General features: G+C 67.9%; 19 protein-coding genes. 14 read left to right on the top strand and 5 right to left on the bottom strand.

Annotation, left to right across the window (positions count from 1 at the left end):
- Positions 1-244 precede the first annotated feature (244 nt).
- The 7 genes from ACVMLK_RS05075 to ACVMLK_RS05045 all read left to right on the top strand — a co-directional run bounded on the left by ACVMLK_RS05075 (position 245) and on the right by ACVMLK_RS05045 (position 7,070).
- Complete coding sequence (locus ACVMLK_RS05075) at positions 245-988, top strand: GntR family transcriptional regulator (RefSeq protein ID WP_198367781.1); 744 nt, start codon at positions 245-247, stop codon at positions 986-988.
- A gap of 121 nt (positions 989-1,109) precedes the next feature.
- A complete protein-coding gene (gene rpmF / locus ACVMLK_RS05070) occupies positions 1,110-1,313 on the top strand; it encodes a 50S ribosomal protein L32 (RefSeq protein WP_198367782.1) in 204 nt (67 codons plus the stop codon).
- 109 nt (positions 1,314-1,422) lie between these two features.
- Positions 1,423-2,445: a phosphate acyltransferase PlsX gene (gene plsX, locus ACVMLK_RS05065; protein WP_370592072.1), complete on the top strand. Its 1,023-nt coding sequence runs from the start codon at positions 1,423-1,425 to the stop codon at positions 2,443-2,445.
- 23 nt (positions 2,446-2,468) lie between these two features.
- Positions 2,469-3,422: a beta-ketoacyl-ACP synthase III gene (locus tag ACVMLK_RS05060; protein ID WP_198367783.1), complete on the top strand. Its 954-nt coding sequence runs from the start codon at positions 2,469-2,471 to the stop codon at positions 3,420-3,422.
- A gap of 322 nt (positions 3,423-3,744) precedes the next feature.
- Positions 3,745-4,158, top strand: a complete 414-nt coding sequence (dksA, locus tag ACVMLK_RS05055) for an RNA polymerase-binding protein DksA (protein WP_198367832.1) — start codon at positions 3,745-3,747, stop codon at positions 4,156-4,158.
- A 371-nt stretch (positions 4,159-4,529) separates the two neighbouring features.
- Positions 4,530-6,611: an elongation factor G gene (fusA, locus tag ACVMLK_RS05050; RefSeq protein ID WP_198367784.1), complete on the top strand. Its 2,082-nt coding sequence runs from the start codon at positions 4,530-4,532 to the stop codon at positions 6,609-6,611.
- A gap of 141 nt (positions 6,612-6,752) precedes the next feature.
- Positions 6,753-7,070, top strand: a complete 318-nt coding sequence (locus ACVMLK_RS05045; protein ID WP_232477384.1) for a hypothetical protein — start codon at positions 6,753-6,755, stop codon at positions 7,068-7,070.
- A 16-nt stretch (positions 7,071-7,086) separates the two neighbouring features.
- Here the strand turns inward: ACVMLK_RS05045 and ACVMLK_RS05040 are convergent, their stop codons facing one another.
- Positions 7,087-8,589: a YifB family Mg chelatase-like AAA ATPase gene (locus ACVMLK_RS05040; RefSeq protein WP_457485796.1), complete on the bottom strand. Its 1,503-nt coding sequence runs from the start codon at positions 8,587-8,589 to the stop codon at positions 7,087-7,089.
- Between the two features lie 44 nt (positions 8,590-8,633).
- Complete coding sequence (locus ACVMLK_RS05035) at positions 8,634-9,671, bottom strand: histone deacetylase family protein (RefSeq protein WP_457485795.1); 1,038 nt, start codon at positions 9,669-9,671, stop codon at positions 8,634-8,636.
- Between the two features lie 90 nt (positions 9,672-9,761).
- On the opposite strand from ACVMLK_RS05035, the gene ACVMLK_RS05030 reads away from it, so the two are divergent.
- Genes ACVMLK_RS05030 through ACVMLK_RS05000 form a run of 7 tightly spaced genes read left to right on the top strand, consistent with a single transcriptional unit; the run spans position 9,762 to position 18,832 of the window.
- Positions 9,762-11,348, top strand: a complete 1,587-nt coding sequence (locus ACVMLK_RS05030; protein WP_457485794.1) for an ABC transporter substrate-binding protein — start codon at positions 9,762-9,764, stop codon at positions 11,346-11,348.
- 2 nt (positions 11,349-11,350) lie between these two features.
- Positions 11,351-12,337 (top strand): ABC transporter permease, encoded by a 987-nt coding sequence (locus ACVMLK_RS05025; protein WP_422923975.1) that lies wholly within the window; start codon positions 11,351-11,353, stop codon positions 12,335-12,337.
- On the top strand, positions 12,334-13,179 hold the full coding sequence (locus ACVMLK_RS05020; protein WP_198367788.1) for an ABC transporter permease: 846 nt from the start codon (positions 12,334-12,336) through the stop codon (positions 13,177-13,179). Before ACVMLK_RS05025 ends, ACVMLK_RS05020 begins: the two co-directional genes overlap by 4 nt.
- Complete coding sequence (locus ACVMLK_RS05015) at positions 13,176-14,789, top strand: ABC transporter ATP-binding protein (protein ID WP_198367789.1); 1,614 nt, start codon at positions 13,176-13,178, stop codon at positions 14,787-14,789. The genes ACVMLK_RS05020 and ACVMLK_RS05015 overlap by 4 nt, the downstream gene beginning before the upstream one ends.
- Positions 14,790-14,799: 10 nt before the next feature.
- On the top strand, positions 14,800-16,089 hold the full coding sequence (locus tag ACVMLK_RS05010; RefSeq protein WP_422923978.1) for an ArgE/DapE family deacylase: 1,290 nt from the start codon (positions 14,800-14,802) through the stop codon (positions 16,087-16,089).
- Positions 16,086-17,336, top strand: coding sequence for an allantoate amidohydrolase (locus tag ACVMLK_RS05005; protein WP_457485793.1), 1,251 nt, complete (start codon positions 16,086-16,088; stop codon positions 17,334-17,336). The genes ACVMLK_RS05010 and ACVMLK_RS05005 overlap by 4 nt, the downstream gene beginning before the upstream one ends.
- A gap of 5 nt (positions 17,337-17,341) precedes the next feature.
- Positions 17,342-18,832: a M81 family metallopeptidase gene (locus ACVMLK_RS05000; RefSeq protein WP_457485792.1), complete on the top strand. Its 1,491-nt coding sequence runs from the start codon at positions 17,342-17,344 to the stop codon at positions 18,830-18,832.
- 32 nt (positions 18,833-18,864) lie between these two features.
- Here ACVMLK_RS05000 and ACVMLK_RS04995 read toward each other — a convergent pair whose 3' ends face one another.
- From ACVMLK_RS04995 to ACVMLK_RS04985, 3 genes are all read right to left on the bottom strand, one after another.
- A complete protein-coding gene (locus ACVMLK_RS04995; RefSeq protein ID WP_457485791.1) occupies positions 18,865-19,797 on the bottom strand; it encodes a sugar kinase in 933 nt (310 codons plus the stop codon).
- Positions 19,794-20,426, bottom strand: a complete 633-nt coding sequence (locus tag ACVMLK_RS04990; protein WP_422923982.1) for a bifunctional 4-hydroxy-2-oxoglutarate aldolase/2-dehydro-3-deoxy-phosphogluconate aldolase — start codon at positions 20,424-20,426, stop codon at positions 19,794-19,796. Before ACVMLK_RS04990 ends, ACVMLK_RS04995 begins: the two co-directional genes overlap by 4 nt.
- 141 nt (positions 20,427-20,567) lie before the next feature.
- On the bottom strand, positions 20,568-20,846 hold the full coding sequence (locus tag ACVMLK_RS04985; protein WP_198367795.1) for a hypothetical protein: 279 nt from the start codon (positions 20,844-20,846) through the stop codon (positions 20,568-20,570).
- Positions 20,847-20,975: the final 129 nt, after the last annotated feature.

The raw sequence follows: 20,975 nt of genomic DNA, 5'->3' as shown, positions 1-20,975 counted from the left end.
AACCCGGGTACGGGGCAAAAACCGCGCCGGGCGCCCTTGGCCTCTCGGCCGGGCGCCGTCAACGCGGGGGTTCCTTTGCGGAACCATTCCTCCCCAAACTCGGCCTGCAGAGCAACTCCGAGGCGCCCTGTTTAGCAGGTCTTGTATAAGACACAAGTCTAATCCTTCAGACGCCTTGATTGCCGTCGCGGGATAGGGAACACCCTCGCTGTCCTTCCGCGCCGCACAAAGGTTTCATCCATCCATGGCCACCGACATCTCCGCTGCGAATGCCAGGCTGGATGCTCGGCCTCTCTACAGGCAGGTCGAGGAGATCCTGCTGGGGCGGATCGTGGGCGGCATCTGGCCGCCCGGTCATCTTCTGCCCTCGGAGCCGGAGCTGGCGACGGAGCTGGGCGTATCCCAGGGAACGGTGCGCAAGGCGCTGACCTCGCTCGAGCAGCGCAATCTTATCAACAGGCGGCAGGGGCGTGGTACGACGGTCGCCCGGCACACGGGCGAGACGGCGCGCCGGCACTTCTTCCGGGTGAGGGACCTGAGTGGGCGCGCGGTCGTCTCCAGGATCATCGTGGTCTCGTGCGACGAGGGGGCGGCGGAGCCCTGGGAGGCCCAGGCGTTGGCGATCGAGGCCGGGGCCCCCGTCCATCACCTGCGGCGGATTCGCCTGCTCGATGGCAGCCCGCGCATCTTCGAGCGCTGCACCCTCTCGGCCGCGATGCTGCCGGATTTCAGGCTTCCACCCGGCGAGCTGGCCTCGGAGCTGTATGTCCACTTCCAGCGCGCCCATGGCGTGACCATCGCGGCGGCCGAGGAGGAACTTTCGGCGGGCGCGGCGGATGAGGAGACGGCCCAGGCCATTGGCAAGCCCGCCGGAACGCCGCTGCTGATGGTGCAGAGAATCGCCTATGACGTCGCGCATCGCCCGGTCGAGGTGCGGCTCTCAATGATCGACACGGAGCGCCATCGCTACGCGGTCCGGCTGGAATAGCGGCGCCCGGGACGCCGCCGCTCCCCCAAAAGCTTGCGCGGGTGGGGGGAGGGTGGTAATGGCCGCGCCTTCCTGATTTACCGCTGACTACGACAGCACGACGAGAGAGAGGCCCGGCGCCATGGCCGTTCCGAAGAAGAAGGTTTCGCCCTCCCGCCGCGGCATGCGCCGCAGCCATGAGGCGCTGGTGGGTGCCGCCCATCACGAGTGCCCGAACTGCGGCGAGCTGAAGCGCCCGCACCATATCTGCGCCTCCTGCGGCCACTATGACGGCCGCGAGGTCGTCGAGGCCGGCAAGGCCCTGAAGGCCGCGGTCCGCGTCTGATTTCCTGAGCGTCGAGCGAGAAAACAACACCTTGTCGCAGGCGACCATGCCGCAGGGCGAAGCCTCTCAGGTCCGTCCTGCGGAAGTCTTTTCCCTCGCCATCGACGCCATGGGCGGTGACCACGCACCCGAGGCGGTGCTGGACGGCCTGGAGCTTGCCGCCGAGCGGCATCCCCAGGCCCGTTTTCTCCTGGTGGGCGATGAGACCCGGCTGACGCCTCTGCTGGCGCGCCGCCCCAAGGCGGCGCGACTCTGCTCGATCCGCCATGCCGCGGACGCCATTCCCGGGGATATGAAGCCGACCGCCGCGCTTCGCGTCCGCCACTCCTCGATGCGAATCGCCATCGACGCCGTCGCCGGCGGCGAGGCCGCGGGTGTGGTCTCGGCCGGCAATACGGGCGCGTTGATGGCGCTCGGCAAGATCGTCGTGAAGACGCTCCCGGAGATCGAGCGTCCCGCCCTGGCGGCCATCGGCCCTTCCGCCCGCGGCGATGTCGTGCTGCTCGACCTGGGCGCGAACGTCACCTGCGATGCGCGCAATCTGGTCGAGTTCGCGGTGATGGGCGATGCCTTCGCCAGGGCCGTCCTGGGGCTGTCGAAGCCCAGCATCGGGCTGCTGAATGTCGGCAGCGAGGAGCTGAAGGGCGACGACCGGGTTCGGCAGGCCGCCGACATTCTCCGGGAAAGCCCGTTGGCTTCCAGTTTCCATGGCTTCGTCGAAGGGCATGACATCACGGCGGGAACCGTGGACGTCATCGTCACCGACGGCTTCACGGGGAATATCGCCCTGAAGACCGGGGAAGGGGCCTTCAAGCTGGTCGGCTCCCTGCTGAAGCAGGTCTTCACCTCCTCCCTCTCGGCCAAGCTCGGCTATCTCCTGGCTCGTCGCGCGCTCGACCGGCTTCGGGAATGGATGGACCCCAGGCGCTACAATGGCGCGGTCCTGGTCGGCCTGAACGGCGTGGTGGTGAAGAGCCACGGTGGCACCGATGCCATCGGCTTCGCCCATGCCGTCGATGTCGCCATGGACATGGTGACACATGGCTTCAACCAGCGGATTCGCGAGGGCCTCTCCGCCCTGCCGCCGCGAACCAAGACGGCCGTGGCCGACGCCCATCTTCCCGGTCGGTGACCGTGGCTTCAGGATCGATCCCCATGACTCCTCGCAGCCTGATTCTCGGTACCGGCGGCTACCTGCCCGAGACGGTGCTGGACAACGAGGCTCTGGCCGCGCGCTACGGGCTGGACACGTCGGATGCCTGGATCCGGGAACGGACTGGCATCCGCCAACGCCATCTGGCGGCGCCGGGGGAATCCGCCAGCGACATGGGCGCGGCGGCGGCCCGGGCGGCCCTGGAGCAGGCCGGGCTCGATGTCGGGGCGGTGGATGCGATCATCGTCGCGACCGCGACACCGGACGCCGCCTTTCCCTCCACGGCAGCCCGGCTTCAGGCCAAGCTCGGCATCAGCCGGGGCTTCGCTTTCGATGTCTCCGCGGCCTGTGCGGGCTTCGTCTATGCCTTGTCGATCGCGGATTCCATGCTGCGGACCGGGCAGGCGCGCTGCGCCCTTGTCATCGGGGCCGAAGTCTTTTCCCGGCTCATGGACTGGAAGGACCGGGGGACCTGCGTCCTCTTCGGCGATGGCGCCGGCGCGGTGGTGCTCCAGGCCACCGAGACGCCGGGGGATCGGGGGCTCCTCTCCTGCCATCTGCACGCGGATGGCCGGCATGGCGATATTCTGTATGTGGAGCAGGAGGTCGGGCTCCTGCGCATGACGGGGCGCGAGGTGTTCCGGCACGCCGTGAGCAAGCTGGCCGCTGCGGTCGACGAGGCCCTGGCGGCGAACGGCCTGGACAAGTCCGAGGTCTCCTGGCTCGTGCCGCACCAGGCCAATGCCCGCATCATCGACGCGATGGGGCGCAAGCTGGGACTGCCGCCGGAGCGCGTGGTCATGACGGTGGACCGCCATGCCAATACCTCGGCGGCCTCCATTCCCCTGGCTCTGGCGGAGGCGACGCGGGACGGGCGTGTCCAGCGCGGCGATCTGATCCTGATGGAGGCGATCGGCGGAGGTCTGACCTGGGGCGCCGCGCTGGCTCGCTTCTGATCTGTCGGAATATCGAGAGAAAACGGTTTTTTGATACTGCTTTCCTGCCGCAAGGACCTATAGCCTGGATGGCGAACCCGGTGCCTGGGTCCGGTTCCGAAGAAAGGCCTTGCCGCCGCTGTTTCAGGGAGTGCCGGTAAAAGGTGCGATGGCCGAAAGGCTTGACGCCGAATGCGGCAATTCCGAAGTTCCGTAAAAAATTCATATGCCTACGCCTTGGTGGTCGGGCTGGCTTTTCGGTATTGCTGCCGTTATGTTCCGGCCGTTTCCGGGAGGCAGGAATTTTGCGGATGATCCTTTCGGTCGGAGATCGATGACGATGTTGATTACCGTGCCGCCTGACTACCGGCCGTCCGATGCCGAAGAGTTCATGTCTCCCTTGCAGCAGGAGTATTTCCGCCAGAAGTTGTTGAAGTGGCGGCAGGATCTCCTTCGGGAAGCGGGAGATACCCTGGCAAGCCTCAGCGAAGGCGGGATATCCGAAGCCGATCTGACCGACCGCGCCAGCGTAGAGACAGATCGCGCTCTCGAACTGCGCACCCGCGACCGCGCCAGGAAGCTGATCTCGAAGATTGATCAGGCCCTCGAACGTATCGAGAACGGCACATACGGCTATTGCGAGGAGACCGGGGAGCCCATCGGTCTGCGTCGGCTCGAGGCGCGCCCGATCGCGACCCTTTCCATCGAGGCGCAGGAGCGGCACGAGAAGATGGAGCGCATTCACCGCGACGACTGATTTGCCGGCGGGCGGAGTGGCAGGACGTGGAGAAGGCGGCGTCTTTTCCGCGATCTTCCCCGGCCCTTCGGCCCTGGCGGGAACCAGCTTCTTATTGCTTGCAATGCCGTGCGATCCGGTGCATCTGCCGCCGCGACGGTGATTGCGGCAGAACCCCTGCGGTTTGCCGCCATCGATTCTGGCGGATGGTTTGATCATCTTCCTCCCTTGCGTCCCGGCCGCCTGGCCAGGGCGGTTCCGGCTCAGGGGATGATCTCGCGGTCCGGCTGGACTGACACCCAATCCAGCGAGCGCGCGGTACGGGAAGCCGCGCCGATCTCGTATGAAGATTTCCCGCGCGGCTCGCGCCGCGACGCGTATGGAGGCCCCCCGTGGCGCGCACACCGCTCGAGAAGATCCGCAACATCGGCATTACGGCGCATATCGACGCCGGCAAGACGACGACGACCGAGCGGATCCTTTACTACACCGGCAAATCCCACAAGATCGGTGAGGTCCACGAGGGCAACACCACCACCGACTACATGGAGCAGGAGCGTGAGCGTGGCATCACGATCACCTCCGCTGCCGTGACGGCCGAGTGGAAGGGCCACCGGATCAACGTCATCGACACCCCGGGCCACATCGACTTCAACATCGAGGTCAACCGCTCGCTGCGCGTGCTCGATGGCGCCGTCTTCGTGATCGAGGGCGTGGCCGGCGTGCAGCCGCAGTCCGAGACCAACTGGCGCCTGGCCGACCGCTACAACGTGCCGCGCATCATCTACATCAACAAGCTGGACCGCACGGGCGCCGACTTCTACCGCGCCGCCGCGACCCTGACCGAGAAGCTCGGCATCAACTGGGTGGCCCTGCAGCTGCCGATCGGCATCGAGGATACCCTGAAGGGCGTCGTCGACCTGGTCGAGATGAAGGCCCTGATCTGGGAAGGCGACGAACTCGGCGCCAAGTACCACGAGGCCCCGATCCCGGACGACCTGAAGGAGAAGGCGGCCGAGTACCGCCAGCTCCTGCTCGACACCGCCCTGTCCGTCGATGACGCGGCGATGGAAGAGTATTTCGACAAGGGCGACGTCTCCGTCGAGACCCTGAAGAAGTGCATCAAGAAGGGCACGATCTCCGGCGCCTTCCGTCCGGTCGTCTGCGGCTCCTCCTTCAAGAACAAGGGTGTACAGCCGCTGCTGGATGCCGTCTGCGACTACCTGCCGAGCCCGGTGGAAGTCGAGGGCATCATGGTCGCCCCCGAGGAAGGCCAGGACGAGAACACCCCGCGCCGTATCATCGAGGTGAGCGAGACCGCGCCGTTCTCCGCGCTCGCCTTCAAGATGATCAACGACAAGTACGGCAACCTGACCTTCATCCGCGTCTATGCCGGGGTGGTGCGCCAGGGCGATACCGTCCTGAACACCGCCAAGGGCAACAAGGAACGCATCGGCCGCATGTTCCAGATGCACGCCGACAAGCGTGAGGAAGTGAAGGAGGTGTTCGCCGGCGACATCGTCGCCATCGTGGGCCTGAAGGACACCCTGACGGGTGACACCCTGGCCGACCCGGCGGACCCCGTCGTGCTCGAGCGCATGGCCTTCCCGGTGCCGGTCATCGACATCTCCGTCGAGCCCAAGACCAAGGATGGCGTGGAGAAGATGACGCTGGGCCTGCAGAAGCTGGCCGGCGAGGATCCCTCCCTGCGTCTGAAGACCGACCAGGAGACCGGCCAGACCATCCTGTCCGGCATGGGCGAGCTCCACCTCGAGATCATCATCGACCGCCTGAAGCGCGAGTATGGCGTGGACGCCAACATCGGCGCGCCGCAGGTGGCCTATCGTGAGACGATCACGAAGGCGCACACCGAGACCTACACCCACAAGAAGCAGTCGGGTGGTTCGGGCCAGTTCGCCGAGGTGAAGATCACCTTCGAGCCCAAGGAGCGGAACGAGGGCATCGAGTTCGTCAATGCCGTCGTCGGCGGCTCGGTGCCGAAGGAATACATCCCGGCGGTCGAGAAGGGCATCAAGGTCCAGGCCGATACCGGCGTGCTGGCCGGCTTCCCGACGGTGGACTTCAAGTACACCCTGACGGACGGCAAGTACCACGACGTCGACTCCTCGGCCCTGGCCTTCGAGATCGCCGCCAAGGCCTGCTTCCGCGAGGGCATGAAGAAGGCCGGCCCGGTGATCCTGGAGCCGATCATGGACGTCGAGGTGACGACGCCGCAGGACCATGTCGGTGACGTGGTGGGCGACCTCAACCGTCGCCGTGGCGTGATCCAGAGCCAGGATATGGCCGGCACTTCGGTCATTGTCCGCGCCCATGTGCCGCTGAAGGAGATGTTCGGCTACATCTCCAACCTGCGGGGCATGACCAAAGGCCGCGCCTCCTTCTCGATGCAGTTCCACCACTACGATCCGGTGCCGCGCAACGTCGCCGACGAGATCATGAAGCAGAGCGCCTGACACCTGATCGGGGTTCCGATCCGTCAGCTTCTTTCGAACGCGGGCCAGACTGGCCCGCGTTTTTCGTTTCGGTGGGAAGCATCATGTTACCAATCGTCTCCAAGCTCTGTGAGGCTTGAAGGCAGGAGTGGAATCTCCAACATGTCCGCCATGCAATCCGGTCAAGACCACCGCCCTGTCCTGGACATGACGCCCGACGGCGAATTCAAGGGGCCGGCACCTCGCCCCACGACATGGCTGGACAGGCTCCTGCTGAGGCTGGGTGGCGTGGCGGCGCTTGTCGCACTGGTGGCGCTTGGCGTGGTGGTGGCGGGGATCGCCGTGGCGTTCTTCGCGATTGCCCTGCCTGTGGCCCTAATCGCCGGGCTCGTGGCCTTCGGCACCCTGTGGTGGCGAGCGCGACGGAACGGCGAGAGCCTGCGCTTTGAGGCCATGGCCCGGCGATACCGGAGCCGCTGAACGGCGGACCGCCGTCTCAGACCAGGGCGGCGAGCCGGCTGCGGTGCCGGTAGGTGAGGGCCTCGGCCATGTGGCGGCGTTCCACCACATCGCTTTCCTCCAGGTCCGCGATGGTGCGCGCGACCCGGAGGCATCGGACATAGCCGCGATTGGACAAGGCGAGCTGGGTGGTGGCACGGTCCGCCAGAGCCAGCGCCTCCTGCGACAGAGCCGGGACGAGCGTGTCCAGCGCCTCCTCGGCGTTGCTGACGCCGCGTTCACGCTGCCGCGTGCGGGCCTGAGCGACCCGCGCTGCCACCGTCGTGCTGCTCTCTCCCAGCGGCACCTGTGCGATGTCGCCCGGCGATATCGGCGCCATCCCGATCACCATGTCGATGCGATCGAGCAGGGGCCCTGAGAGCTTCTGCTGATAGGTCTCGCCGCAGCGGGGCGCGGAGCCGCATTCCCGGCTCGCCTCGCCCAGGTGACCGCATCGGCACGGATTCATCGCCGCGATCAGCTGGAACCGGGCCGGATAACTGACATGGGCCGCGGCCCGGCTGATGGTGCAGAAGCCGGTCTCCAAAGGCTGGCGCAGCGCCTCCAGGGCAGGGCGGCCGAACTCCGGAAGCTCGTCGAGGAACAGCACCCCATGATGCGCGAGGCTGATCTCGCCGGGACGCGCTTTTGGCCCCCCGCCGACCAGTGCGGCCTGGCTGGCGGAGTGGTGGGGACTCCGGAAGGGTGGCCTCGATGATATCCGTCCCCCCTCGAGAAGCCCGGCAACGCTGCGGATCAGGCTGACCTCCAGGGCCTGCGCGGGGGTCAGATCCGGCAGAAGGCCGGCGATGCGGGAGGCCAGCATGGACTTGCCGGCGCCTGGAGGCCCGGAGAGCAGCAGGTTGTGGTTGCCCGCGGCGGCGATCTCCAGGGCGCGCTTGGCGGCCTCCTGGCCGCGCACCTGGGACAGGCACGCCTGGCCTGCCACGGGGGTCTCCAGGGCTGGCGGCTGTGGCGCGGAGAGCAATTGCTTTCCGTTGAGATGCGCGATGATCTGCGGGAGATCGCGGGCCGCCAGGATCTCGACGGAGCCGGCCCAGGCCGCTTCGCCACCCTGGGCGAGGGGGCATATCAGCCCCAGTTCCCGTTCCGCCGCGCCCAGAGCGGCCGGAAGGATGCCGGCCACGGGACCGATGGCCCCATCCAGGGCCAGTTCGCCCAGGGCGGCAAAGCCCTCCAGTTCCTCGGAAGGCACGATGTCCATCGCCGCGAGAAGAGCGAGGGCGATCGGCAGGTCGAAATGCGAACCTTCCTTCTGCAGGCTTGCCGGCGCGAGATTGACCAGGATGCGCTTGGGGGGGAGGCTCAGCCCCATGCCGTTCAGGGCGGCGCGCACCCGCTCGCGGCTCTCGGTGATCGCCTTGTCCGGCAGGCCGACCAGGATGAAAGCGGGCAGTCCGCCGGTGATCTGGACCTGCACCTCCACCGGCACGGTTTCGATACCGGAGAAGGCGAAGCTGGCCAGACGGACGATGCTCATGGCGGCAGATTACAGACCCACCCCCAGATCATCAACTTAATGGATTATCGCCCGTGCCAGCCATCGAGGAAGCTCAACAGGAGGTTTCCTATGAGATCGACGTTGTAGCCGCCCTCCTGGACAAGCACGGTGGGAAGGCCGAGGCCTGCCAACAGCGCCCCGGCGCGCGCGAAGCCGTCCCGCGTGACCTTGAGAAAACTCAACGGCTCCTGCTCGGACGCATCGAAGCCGAGGGGGATGACGAGCGCGTCCGGCCGGAAGGCCTGGCTGCGTTCGACGGCATGAGAAAGCGCGGCGAGCCACGCCTCGTCGCCCGACCCGCGCGGGAGGGGGAGATTGTGGTTGTGCCCCAGCCCCCGGCCGCCGCCCCGTTCCTCGTCATACCCGACATACCAGGGATAGTAGCCCGCGGGATCGCCGTGCAGGGACACCGTCAGGACATCGTCCCGCTCCCAGAAGATGCCCTGCGTTCCGTTGCCGTGATGGGCATCGATATCGATGATGGCGACCCTGGCCGCGCCGCCACGGCGCAGGCGTTCGGCTGCCAGGGCGCTGTTGTTGACGTAGCAGTGCCCGCCGGCCCGCGCGGCATAGGCATGGTGGCCGGGCGGCCGGCTCAGCGCATAGGCCAGGCCGCCCCCGGCGCTCACGGAGCCGGCGGCGGCAAGGGCGCAGGAGGCGGCGGAGAGGATCGACTCCCAGCTGCCGGGCCCGATCGGGCATGCCGTATCGGCGGTGTACCAGCCGGTCCGCGCCAGGATCGAGGAGGTCAGGCGGGCCCCCTGCGCCAGCATCTCAGGGGAGGGGTGCATGTTGGCCACCACCTCCGGCCCCTTCTCGGGAAGGGCCGCCCAGGCTTTCGCGGCCTCCGCCAGAAAGGCGACATAGCCGGCGTCGTGGATGTCGAGCAGCGCCGCGGGCTCGACCAGTGGCGGCGTCTCCACGGCGGTCCCGCTGCCTCGAAGCGCGGCAAGAAGCGCCTCCGCCCGCTGCGGTATCTCGAAGTTGCGGCGGACCGACCCTCTCTGGAGGAAGAAATGCGGCGAATGCCGCGTCTGATCGGGATGGGCAAAGGCGCGCATGAACTCAGGCTATGCCGGACGGACGCCCTTGTCGATGCGGCTTTCCCAGGGTTAGCGTCGCAGTCTGGGATGCATCAACGGGAGACAAAGATGGGCCTTTCACGTCGTGGCCTTCTGGCCGGCGCGGCCGCCGCGCCTTTGCTGATGCGCGTGGACGACGCCCTGGCCCAGGGCATCCAGCCCAAACGAGGCGGAACCCTGAACTCGATCGTCAACCCGGAGCCGCCCATTCTCCATGTTGGCGTCAACAATCAGGCGCCGACGCTGATCGTCGGCGGCAAGATCTTCCAGGGCCTGCTCCGCTACAGCAGCAAGCTGGAGCCCCTCCCTGAGCTCGCAAAGAGCTGGGAGATCAGCCCGGATGGGCTCGAATACACCTTCCACCTGCAGGAGAACGTCAAGTTCCATGATGGGCAGCCGATGACGGCGGAAGACGTCGTCTTCTCCATCATGAAGTTCCACATGGAAGTCTCGCCCCGTGCGCGCGGCGTGTTCTCGCGCATCAAGGAGGGCGTGGCGGTGGACAGGAACACCGCCAGGTTCGTACTGTCCGCGCCGTTCGAGCCCTTCCTCCTCATGTTCGATGTGACGGTCTCGGCGATTGTCCCCAAGCATCACTTCGAAGGACAGGACTATCGGCAGGCACCCGTCGTCCAGAAGCCGATCGGCACCGGCCCCTTCCGCTTCGTGGAATGGCAGCGTGGCAACTTCATCCGGCTGGAGCGCTTCGACGGCTACTGGAAGCCCAACCAGCCTTATCTCGACGCCATCATCTACCGGGTGATTCCGGACAGCCAATCGCGCCGCCTGGCCCTGGAGAGCGGGCAGGTTCAGCTCACACAGTCGAACGACATCGAGCCTTTCGACGTGCCGCAGATGCGCGCCCGGCCCAATCTCGAGGTGCAGACCACGGGCTGGGAGTATTTCGGTCCGCTCATGTGGCTGGAGCTCAACCACCGGGTGAAGCCTCTGGACGATGTGCGCGTGCGCAAGGCTCTGGCGCATGCCGTGAACCGCGACTTCATCGCGCAGCGGCTCTGGTTCGGCATCGGCAAGCCGGCCGCCGGTCCTGTGGCGAGTTCCACGCGCTTCCATGATGCCACGGCCAGGATGCCGTCCTTCGATGTCAACGCGGCGAAGAAGCTGCTGGACGAGGCGGGGCTGAAGCCGAACGGGCAGGGGGTCCGGTTCACGATCAGGCATCTGAGCCTGCCCTATGGCGAGGTCTTCACCCGGCTGGGCGAGTTCCTGCGTCAGTCGCTGCGGCAGGTCGGCGTCGACCTCCAGCTGGAAAGCGTGGATGTCGGAACCTGGGCGCAGCGGACCGCCAACTGGGAGTTCGATACCACCATCAACTATCTCTACCAGTACGGCGACCCGACCCTGGGCGTGGAGAGGAGCTACGTCTCCACCAACATCAAGAAGATCCTCTTCTCCAACGTCTCGGGCTACGCCAATCCGAAAGTGGACGAGCTCTTCACCCAGGCGCGCGACGCCGCCGAGCCTGCCAAACGCCAGGAATACTTCACGGCCGTCCAGAAGATCCTGGTGGAGGACGTGCCGCTGGTCTGGCTGCTGGAGATGGCTTTTCCCACCATTCATGACAAGCGGCTGCACAATGTGATCACCAGCGGCGCCGGCGTGCATGCCAGCTTCGACGACGTCTTCCTGGCCTGAGCATGGAAGTCTCCAAGCTACCGGCCTATCTGGCGGCGCGGCTGGTCAAGGCGGCGATCGTCGTCCTGGCCATCGTGATCTGCAACTTCTTCCTGATCCACGCCGCGCCCGGCGATCCCGCCAGCATCATCGCCGGCCAGTCCGGCGCGGCGGATGCCAAGTTCCTGGAGCAGCTGAGGGCCCAGTTCGGCCTGGATCAGCCGCTCTACGTCCAGCTCTGGCTCTATCTGAAGGGCGTGCTGACGCTCGATCTCGGCTTCAGCCACCGGCAGCAGATGCCCGTGTCCACGCTCCTTTGGGAGCGGCTTCCGGCCACCCTCCTGCTGACCGGCAGCGCCTTCGTCTTCGCCCTCGTGGTGGGCGTGAGCATGGGAGCGCTGGCGGCCAAGCGCGTCGGCACGTGGTGGGACAGCATCATCACCGTCCTCGCCCTCGTCTTCTACGCCACGCCGCTCTTCTGGGTGGGCCTGATGCTCGTCCTTCTGTTCAGCGTGGCGCTGGAATGGCTGCCCTCCTTCGGCATGGCCTCGGTGGGCGTCGAGCTGAGCGGCTTCCAGGCGGCGCTGGATGTCGGCAGGCACCTCATCCTGCCGGGGCTGACGCTGGGGCTGTTCTATGTCGCCGTCTATGCGCGTCTGACACGGGCCACCATGCTGGAGGTCGCCGACCAGGATTTCGTGAGGACGGCCCGGGCCAAGGGCGTGCCTGAAGGCCGCATCCAGCGGCGGCACGTGCTCCGCAATGCCCTCCTTCCCATCATCACCTTCGCCGGCATCCAGGCCGGTCAGGTCATCGGTGGTTCCATCCTGGTCGAGACGGTCTTCGCCTGGCCCGGCATCGGCCGGCTGGCCTTCGATGCGCTGCTGGCCCGCGACTACCAGGTCCTGATGGGCGTCTTCTTCTGCACCAGCGTCATGGTCGTGATCTTCAACCTGCTGACCGATCTTCTCTACGCCGTCGTCGATCCGCGCGTGGAGATGGCCGGATGAGAATTTTCTGGCGCAACTTCTCCCGCAACCGCGGCGCGGTGTTCGGGATGGTCATCCTGGTCGGGGTGGCCATGCTCGCCCTCCTGGCGCCGGTCATCTTTCCCGGCAGCCCGTGGGACATGGTGGGGGCGCCCTTCATGCCGCCAGGTGAGATGGGGCTTCTGCTCGGTTCCGACAGCCTGGGACGCGACGTCGCCGCCGGGATCGCGCATGGCGCACGGGTCTCCCTGCTCGTCGGGGCGGTCTCCACCGCAGCGGCGCTGCTCATCGGCGTCACGCTCGGCGCCGTCGCCGGCTACTTCGGTGGCATCGTCGACGATCTCGTCATGCGTTTCACCGAGTTCTTCCAGACCATCCCGAGCTTCGTCCTGGCCATCCTGCTGGTGGCCATCTTCACGCCGACCATCGGCTCCATCGTCTTCGCCATCGCCATCGTCTCCTGGCCCCCGGTCGCGCGTGTCGTCCGGGCGGAGTTCCTGTCCCTGCGTTCGCGCGAGTTCGTCCAGGCCTCCGAGGTGCTCGGGAAGTCGCGCTTCTCGATCGTGATCGGGGACATCCTGCCGAACACCCTCTCCCCGATCGTTGTCCTGTCATCCCTCATGGTGGCCTCCGCCATCCTGCTCGAAAGCGCCTTGTCCTTCCTCGGGCTCGGCGATCCCAATCTGATGTCCTGGGGCTTTCTCATCGGATCGGGCCGCAGCGTCATCCGCCTGGCCTGGTGGATGAGCGTCTTTCCCGGCATTGCCATCTTCCTCACCGTTCTCTCCCTGAATCTCGTGGGCGAGGGGTTGTCCGACGCCCTGAATCCCAGGTTGGCGCGCAATCGCGGGGCAAAGCCATGACGCATCTCCTGGAGGTCAGAGACCTGACGATCGGGCTGCCGCAAGGCGCCGACAGACCGCACGCCGTGGACGGGATCTCGCTGCATCTCGATGCCGGCGAGATCCTCTGCATCGTCGGGGAAAGTGGATCGGGCAAGTCGATCACCGCGAACACCATCATGGGCCTGCTGCCGCGCGAGTTGCCGGTCCTCGGCGGCGACATCCTCTTCGAGGGCGAGCGGCTTCTCGGCCTTTCGGCGGAAGCGCTGCGCTCCCGTCGGGGCCGGCGGATGGCCATGGTGTTCCAGGAACCCATGACCGCCCTCAACCCGCTGATGCGCGTGGGCGACCAGATCGCCGAGGCGCTGGCCGTGCATGGCCGAGGTGGCGAGGCCCGGCAGAAGGTGCCCGAGCTGCTGGCAGCGGTGAACCTGCCGGATCCCGCCTCGATCGCCCGGATGCATCCCTTCCGCCTGTCCGGCGGACAGCGCCAGCGCGTGATGATCGCCATGGCGTTGGCCCTGGAGCCGGCGCTGCTAATCGCCGACGAGCCGACGACCGCGCTCGACGTCACCACGCAGATGCAGATCCTGAAGCTCATCCGCGAGATCCAGGAGCGGCGCGGGATGGGCGTGATGTTCATCACGCACGATTTCGGCGTGGTCGCCGAGATCGCCGATCGCGTCGCGGTGATGCAGTACGGAAGGATCGTCGAGCAGGGCCCCGCGAGGGATGTGCTGAACGCCCCGCAACACCCCTATACCAGGGCGCTGATCGCCGCCGTTCCGCATGGCAGATCAACCCAGGGCCAGGCCATCCGCCCGGCTCCGGTGCTGGAGATGAAAGGGGTCACCAAGACCTATCGTCGGGGCGGCTGGTTCGGCGCCAAGGTGGCCGTGAAGGCCATCCACGACGCCGACTTCGTCCTGAACAAGGGCGAGACCCTGGGCCTGGTCGGGGAAAGCGGTTCGGGCAAGTCGACCCTCGCGCGCTGCGTGGTCCGGCTGGTCGAGCCGGAAGCGGGCGAGATCCTGTTCCACGGCGAGGATCTGCGCCCCCTGTCGCGCCAGGGATGGCGGCCCTATCGCAAGCGGATCCAGATGGTCTTCCAGGATCCTTATGCCTCGCTCAATCCGCGGCGGAAGGTGGGCGATGCGATCACCGAGGGGCCTGTCGCGCACGGCGCGGACCCGAAGGAGGCGAGGCGCCGGGCGGTCGAGCTCCTCGAGCTGGTCAAGCTCGATCCCTCGGCGATCGAGCGCTATCCGCATGAGTTCAGCGGCGGTCAGCGCCAGCGCATCGGGCTGGCTCGCGCCCTCGCCATGGATCCCGAACTGCTCATCGCCGACGAGCCCGTCTCCGCGCTCGACGTCTCGGTCCAGGCGCAGGTGCTGAACCTCCTCGCGGAGATCCGCCAGCGTCTCGGCCTCACGCTTCTCTTCATCACGCATGATCTTCGCGTGGCCGCGCAGATCTGCGACCGCATCGCGGTCATGCAGCGCGGCGCCATCGTCGAGCAGGGCCCGACGGCCAGCGTCTTCGGCGCGCCGCGTCACGGCTACACCCGCGCCCTGCTGGACAGCATTCCCGGCCGCAGCTGGACGCCACCGGTCTCCTCCGAACTCGCCTGAAGGATACGTCATGTCGACCCTCGATCCCGGCGCCCGCCGCGCCATCCTCGACGCCGTCAAGACCCTGGAGGGGGACGCCATCGCCGCGCTGGAACGCCTCGTCCGCTGCCCCTCGACCCTGGGCAACGAGGCCTCCGCCCTGGAGGAGATGGCCCGGAACTACGCCACCCTCGGCCTGGAGCCGGTCCGCGTGCCGACGGTGCCGGCGGAGCTGGCGGCGCATCCCGGCTTCTCGCCCCCGCTGATCTCCTATGAGGGGCGCGACAATGTCGTGGCGGTCCACAGGCCGCGGGAGCGCAAGGGACGCAGCCTGGTCCTTCAGGGCCATGTCGACGTCGTTCCGGAAGGCGCCCCTGATCTCTGGACCACGCCGCCCTATGAGCCCACCATCCGGGGCGGCCGCATGTATGGCCGCGGCGCCGGAGACATGAAGGCCGGCGACATCTCCAACGTGATGGCCTTCCGCGCGCTGCAGCTCGCGGGGCTTCGACCGGCCGCCGAGGTCCAGTTCCATTCCGTCATCGAGGAGGAATGCACGGGCAACGGCGCCCTGGCCTGCATGCAGGCGCTGCCGAAGTGCGATGCCGTCATCATCCCCGAGCCGGGGCCCGGTATCGAGGGCATCTATACCGCCGAGGTCGGCGTGATCTGGGCCTGGGTCGTCGTCACGGGCCGCCCGACGCATGTCCGCGAGATGCAGGCGGGCGTGAACGCCATCGAGGCGGCCTATGTCGTCGCCCAGCACTTCAAGGACTACGAGGCCGAGGCCAACCGGGCCGAGAACGTCCATTCCTCCTTCTTCGGCGTCAATCACCCGGTCAACGTGAACTTCGGAACCGTGCAGGGCGGCGAGTGGAACAGCTCCGTGCCGACGCGGGCGCGGATCGGCCTCCGGGTCGGCATCATGGTGGGCAACACGGCCGCCCGCGTGAAGGCCGAGATCGAGCGGATCGTGGCGGAGGCCGCGAGCGACGAGAGGCTCAGAGGGGCGCGGCTCACGCTGGAGTTCGGCGGCTTCATGGCCGATCCCTGCATCTTCGATCAGCAGGCCCCCATCGTGCAGATGGCGCGCCGCAACTTCATCGACGTGGCGGGCCGCGAATTGCGCGACTATCCGGCCTCGGGCCTGACCGACGGGCGTTTCTTCACGCTCTACCAGGGCACGCCCGTGGCCTGCTTCGGCCCGGACGCGGATGCCATCCATGGCATCGACGAAAGTGTCGGGCTGGAGAGCTTCCATGCCATCACGCGCACCATCGCGCTGACCATGGCCGAATGGTGCGGGGTGGAGAAGGCATGAGCGCGGGCAACCTGCCGGTCTCCGGCGCCCGCCTGTGGGACAGTCTCATGCAGATGGCACGCATCGGCGCGACGCCCAAGGGCGGCTGCAACCGCCAGACCCTGACCGATCTGGACGGCGAGGGGCGGGCGCTGCTGCGGCGCTGGGCCGGGGAGATCGGCTGCAGCGTCACGCTCGACCGGGTGGGGAACATGGTGGTGCGGCGGGAAGGGCGCGAGCCGTCCCTGCCGGCCGTGGCCATGGGAAGCCATCTCGACACGCAGCCTACGGGCGGCCGGTTCGACGGTGTGCTGGGGGTGCTGGCCGGGCTCGAGGTGCTACGGGCCCTGCACGAGGCGGGGATCGAAACCCAGGCGCCGGTCGTCCTGATCAACTGGACGAATGAGGAAGGGGCGCGCTTCTCGCCACCGATGATGGGCAGCGGTGTCGCGATGGGGTTGTTCTCCGAGGAGGAGGTGCTGGCCAAGAGCGACCCGTCCGGCGCCATCTTCGGTGAGGAACTGCGGCGGATCGGCTGGCGGGGGGAGGAGGATCCCCGGTCCCTGCAACGCCTCGGCGCCTATTTCGAATTGCACATCGAGCAGGGTCCGCTGCTCGAGGCGGAGGGCATTCCCGTCGGTGTGGTCGACAAGGCGCTGGGGCAGATCTGGCTCGATGTCACCGTGGAGGGCGAGGAGGCGCATGCCGGCTCGGCCATGGGACCGCGCCGGGACGCCATGATGGCCGCGGCGCAACTCATTCAGGCTGTCGAGGAGATCGCGCTGGAGGCCGGCGGAGATGGCCGCGCCACCGTCGGCCGCCTGCTGGTCTCGCCGGACAGCCGGAATGTCGTGCCGTCGCGCATCTGGTTCAGCGTGGACCTGCGGCATGGCGATCCCGCCGCGCTGTCGGCCATGAGCGAGGCGGTGCGGAGGCGCGCGGAGGAGATCTCGGCCGCCCGCCAGGTCTCCGCGCGGGTCGATCTCTTCTGGGAATCCCCGCTGATACCGTTCGACCCGGCGTTGGTGGACAGACTGCGCCAGGCCGCGGCCGGCCGTGGCCTGCCCTTCAGGACCATGCCCACAGGAATCGGGCACGATGCCGTCTATGTGGCGCGGCGGGTTCCGACCGCCATGATCTTCGTCCCCTGCGAGGGCGGCGTGAGTCACAACGAGGCTGAGGCCATCTCGCCCGAATGGGCCGAAGCCGGGCTCGTGGTTCTGGCGGATGCGGTGCTGGCCACCGCCCGGCCGGTGCGGGAGGAGTGAGGAGCATGCGCATCGCCATCGGTGGCTTCCTGCATGAAAGCCATTCCTTCGCGCCGAGATCGACCGCCTGGACAGACTTTCAGCAGCCGGGCGGCTTCCCCCCGTTCCAGCGTGGCGCGGGCCTGCCGGATGCGCTGCGCCCGACCTCCGTGCCCGCCGCCGGCGCGATCGCCCGGGCGGAGGGCGAGGGGGCCGAGATCGTGCCGCTGGCCTGGGCCTTCGCCAATCCGGCCGGGCCCGTGACGGAGGAGGCTTTCGAGCGGATCAGCGCCTGCATCGTCGCCGATCTGGCTTCGGCCATGGAGGCCGCGCCGCTGGACGGGGTGTATCTCGACCTGCACGGCGCCATGGTCGCGGAAGGCTATCCCGATGCCGAGGGCGAGTTGCTGCGCCGGGTCCGCGCCGTCGTCGGGCCGGACATCCCGGTCGCGGCCAGCCTCGACCCGCACTGCAATCTGACGGCCCGGATGGTCGAGATGGCCGATGTCCTGGTGCCGTTCCGCACCTACCCCCATGTCGACATGAAGGCGGCGGGGGAACGTGCGCTCGCGCTGCTGTTGCGGCGCATCGGGCATGGCGCTCCCTTTGCCCGGGCCTACCGGCAGCTCGACTACTGGATGCCGCTCACCACGCAATGCACGCTGGTCGAGCCGATGCGGGGCGTCATGGAGCGCCGGACCGCCTTGTCGCAGCGTGAGGGTGTTGTCGAACTCGCCTTCTGCTTCGGCTTTCCCTATGCGGATTTCCGCGATTGCGGCGTGGCGCTGGCCTGCTACGCGACGGATCAGAATGCCGCCGATGCCGCCGCGGAGGCCCTGCTGGCCTGCCTGGCGGAGCGGGAGGCGGAATTTGCCGGCGCTGCCGTTCCTGCCGCGGAGGGTGTCGCCGAGGCCCGTGCCCTGGCCGTGTCGGCCAGCCGGCCCGTGGTCCTGGCCGACACCCAGGACAATCCGGGAGGCGGCGGGCATGGCGACACCACGGGCCTGCTGGCGGAACTGGTGCACCAGGATGCGGATGCGGTTCTCGGCCTGATCAACGATGCCGAAAGCGCCGCGCTCTGCCATGCGGCGGGTGAGGGCGCGGAACTCGCGCTCAGGCTGGGCGGAAAGTCGGATGGCGCCCCCTTCGAGGCACAGGCCCGGGTGCTGCGTCTGTCGGATGGTCGTTTCACCTGCACGGGTCCGATGAGCGCCGGAAATCCCGCGAATCTGGGCCCCTCCGCACTGATCGCCATCGGGCGGGTGCGGGTGGTGGTGGTCAGCCGCAAGATGCAGGCCCATGACCAGGCCCTGTTCCGTCACCTCGGCGTGGAGCCGGCGCGCGAGAAGATCCTGGCGTTGAAGAGCAGCGTGCACTTCCGCGCGGACTTCCAGCCCATCGCGGAGAAGGTCATCGTCGTCGCGGCGCCAGGCCCGGTTGTCGCGGATCCATCCTCCCTGCCGTTCCAGCACGTCCGCCCCGGCGTCCGGCGCAGGCCACTGGGTCCGGCCCAGTGACGGGGTGACGGGAACCAAGCCGGGCCGGCTTCTCAGCCGGCCTGGTTCATGAAGGCGCGGACGGCTGCCTGACGGGGCATGGGGGCCACCGCGCCGTAACCGGTGGTCGCCAGGGCCGCGGCGGCATTGGCATAGCCCGCGGCTTCCTCCGCCGTGTCCCCGAGAAGGCGTCGCGCCAGGAAGTTGCCGGCGAAGGTGTCGCCGGCTCCCGTTGCGTCCACCGCTTCCACCTGACGGCCGGGCAGGATGATGCGGCGCTCCGACGTCGCGACCATGACGCCGCGCCGGCCGAGCTTCAGCACCACCAGGGGCGCGAGCTTCAGATAGAAGTCGGCGATGGCGTCCGGCTCCGTCAGCCCGGTCAGCGCGACGGCGTCCTCCTCGCTCGGCAGGGCGATGTCGGCCATGCCGAGCGCGGCGTGCATGATGGCGCGCGCCCTTGGCAGAGGCCACAGCGCCCGGCGGAGGTTGGTGTCGTAGGATATGATGACGCCGGCATCGCGGGCGATCTCGATGGCCCGGAAGCAGGCGTCGCAGGCGCTGGTCGAGATCGCCTGGCTGATGCCGGAAAGGTGCAGGATCCGCGCCCGTCGGATGGCATCCTCCGGCACGCTCTCCGGGGTCATGCGGCTGGCGGCGCTGTCACGGCGGTAGAAGGTGAACTGATGGCCGGCCTCGCCGTGAGTCACGAAGTAGATCCCGGTGGGGGCGTCCCCGCGCCGCTCCACCGTGCCGGTGTCCACGCCTTCGGACGCCCAGAGCGCCATGAAACTGTCGCCCGGCGTATCCTGCCCGATGGCCGTGATGTAGCCGGCGCTGGCCCCGGCCCGCGCCGCCGCGATGGCGGCGTTGGAGGTATCGCCGCCGTGCCCTTCCAGGTAGAGCGGCCGGCCCTGCGCGTCCTTCCGGCTCTGATTGAACTCCAGCATGGGTTCCCCCATGCAGAGAAGATCGGCGCCGCTCATGCCTGCTTGATCCCCAGGGCCTCGCGTGCCGCGGCCTCGACGGCGGCACGGTTTCCGGCGGCGATGGCTGCCTCATCGACCAGCTTGCCGCCGATGCCCACGAAGGCCGCTCCGGCCGCGATGTAGTCACCGGCATTGCGGGCATCCACACCGCCGGTGGGGCAGAAGGCCACACCGGGGAACACGGCCCGGAGCGAGCGGATATGGCCCGGCCCGCCGGCCGAGGAGGCAGGAAAGATCTTGACCACATCCGCGCCGGCCTTCAGGGCGGCGCGGACCTCGGTCGGTGTCATGGCGCCCATCATGAGGCAGGCGCCCGCCGCGCGCGCCGGTGCCGCCAGCGCGGGGTCGACCCAGGGCGAGACCAGGAAACGCGCGCCGGCCGCCAGGCACGCCTCCGCCGAGGCGGCATCAGGCACCGTGCCGGCGCCGACCAGCAGGCCCGGATCGGCGGCCAGGTCACGGATGACGGAGAGCGCATCGGGAATGGTCAGTGTGATCTCGAAGATGGTGACCCCCGCATCCTTCAGCCAGGATGCCGCCAGCGCGGCATGGGCCGCGGTGCTGGTCCGCACCACGGGCACGATGCGGGCCTTGCGGAAGGTCTCGATCAGAGGATGCGGTGCCACGGGCTCATATCCTGCTTGCCGGCCGACACCGGGCGCCGTGGGGTTACCGCGCCGGCAGCTGCCTTTCCGTCAGGCTAACGGCCCGGGACGCGGAGGTGAAGCGCCGCCTGGCGGAAGGCACGACCGCCGGAACGGCGGCACCTAGCCTGCCTGGGCCGCCAGATCCTGCGCCGAGCGCTCCAGATGCCGCGCCGCGATCCGGGCATCCTCCACGCGACCCATGACCTCGGTGAGGCCATCCTGGTAGGACGAGACGCTCCTGTGGAGGGAGAGGGTGGACTCGCGCAGCCGGCCGACCTCGGAGCGGAACGCCGAGACGGCCGCCTTTTGCTCCGCCAGAGCACCTTCCAGCCGGCGCAATGCCAGCCGCAACCGGTTGGAATCCGTTCGAGGGAAGTCGAGGAGGCCGCTTTCCGCCATGGGGTTGCCTGCTTAATCAACTGTTGACGACAAGGCAGGCTTAGACGTCTCGCGGGATGATACGAAGTAAAGCCTGTGGGAAAATCGTTAACTGCCCCGCGACGCGGGTTGTTTCCATTCCCGCGCCGA

Source organism: Teichococcus aerofrigidensis (genome assembly GCF_054073225.1).
Note: the sequence above shows the minus strand (reverse complement) of the source record. Positions and strands in the feature narration are given on the sequence as shown.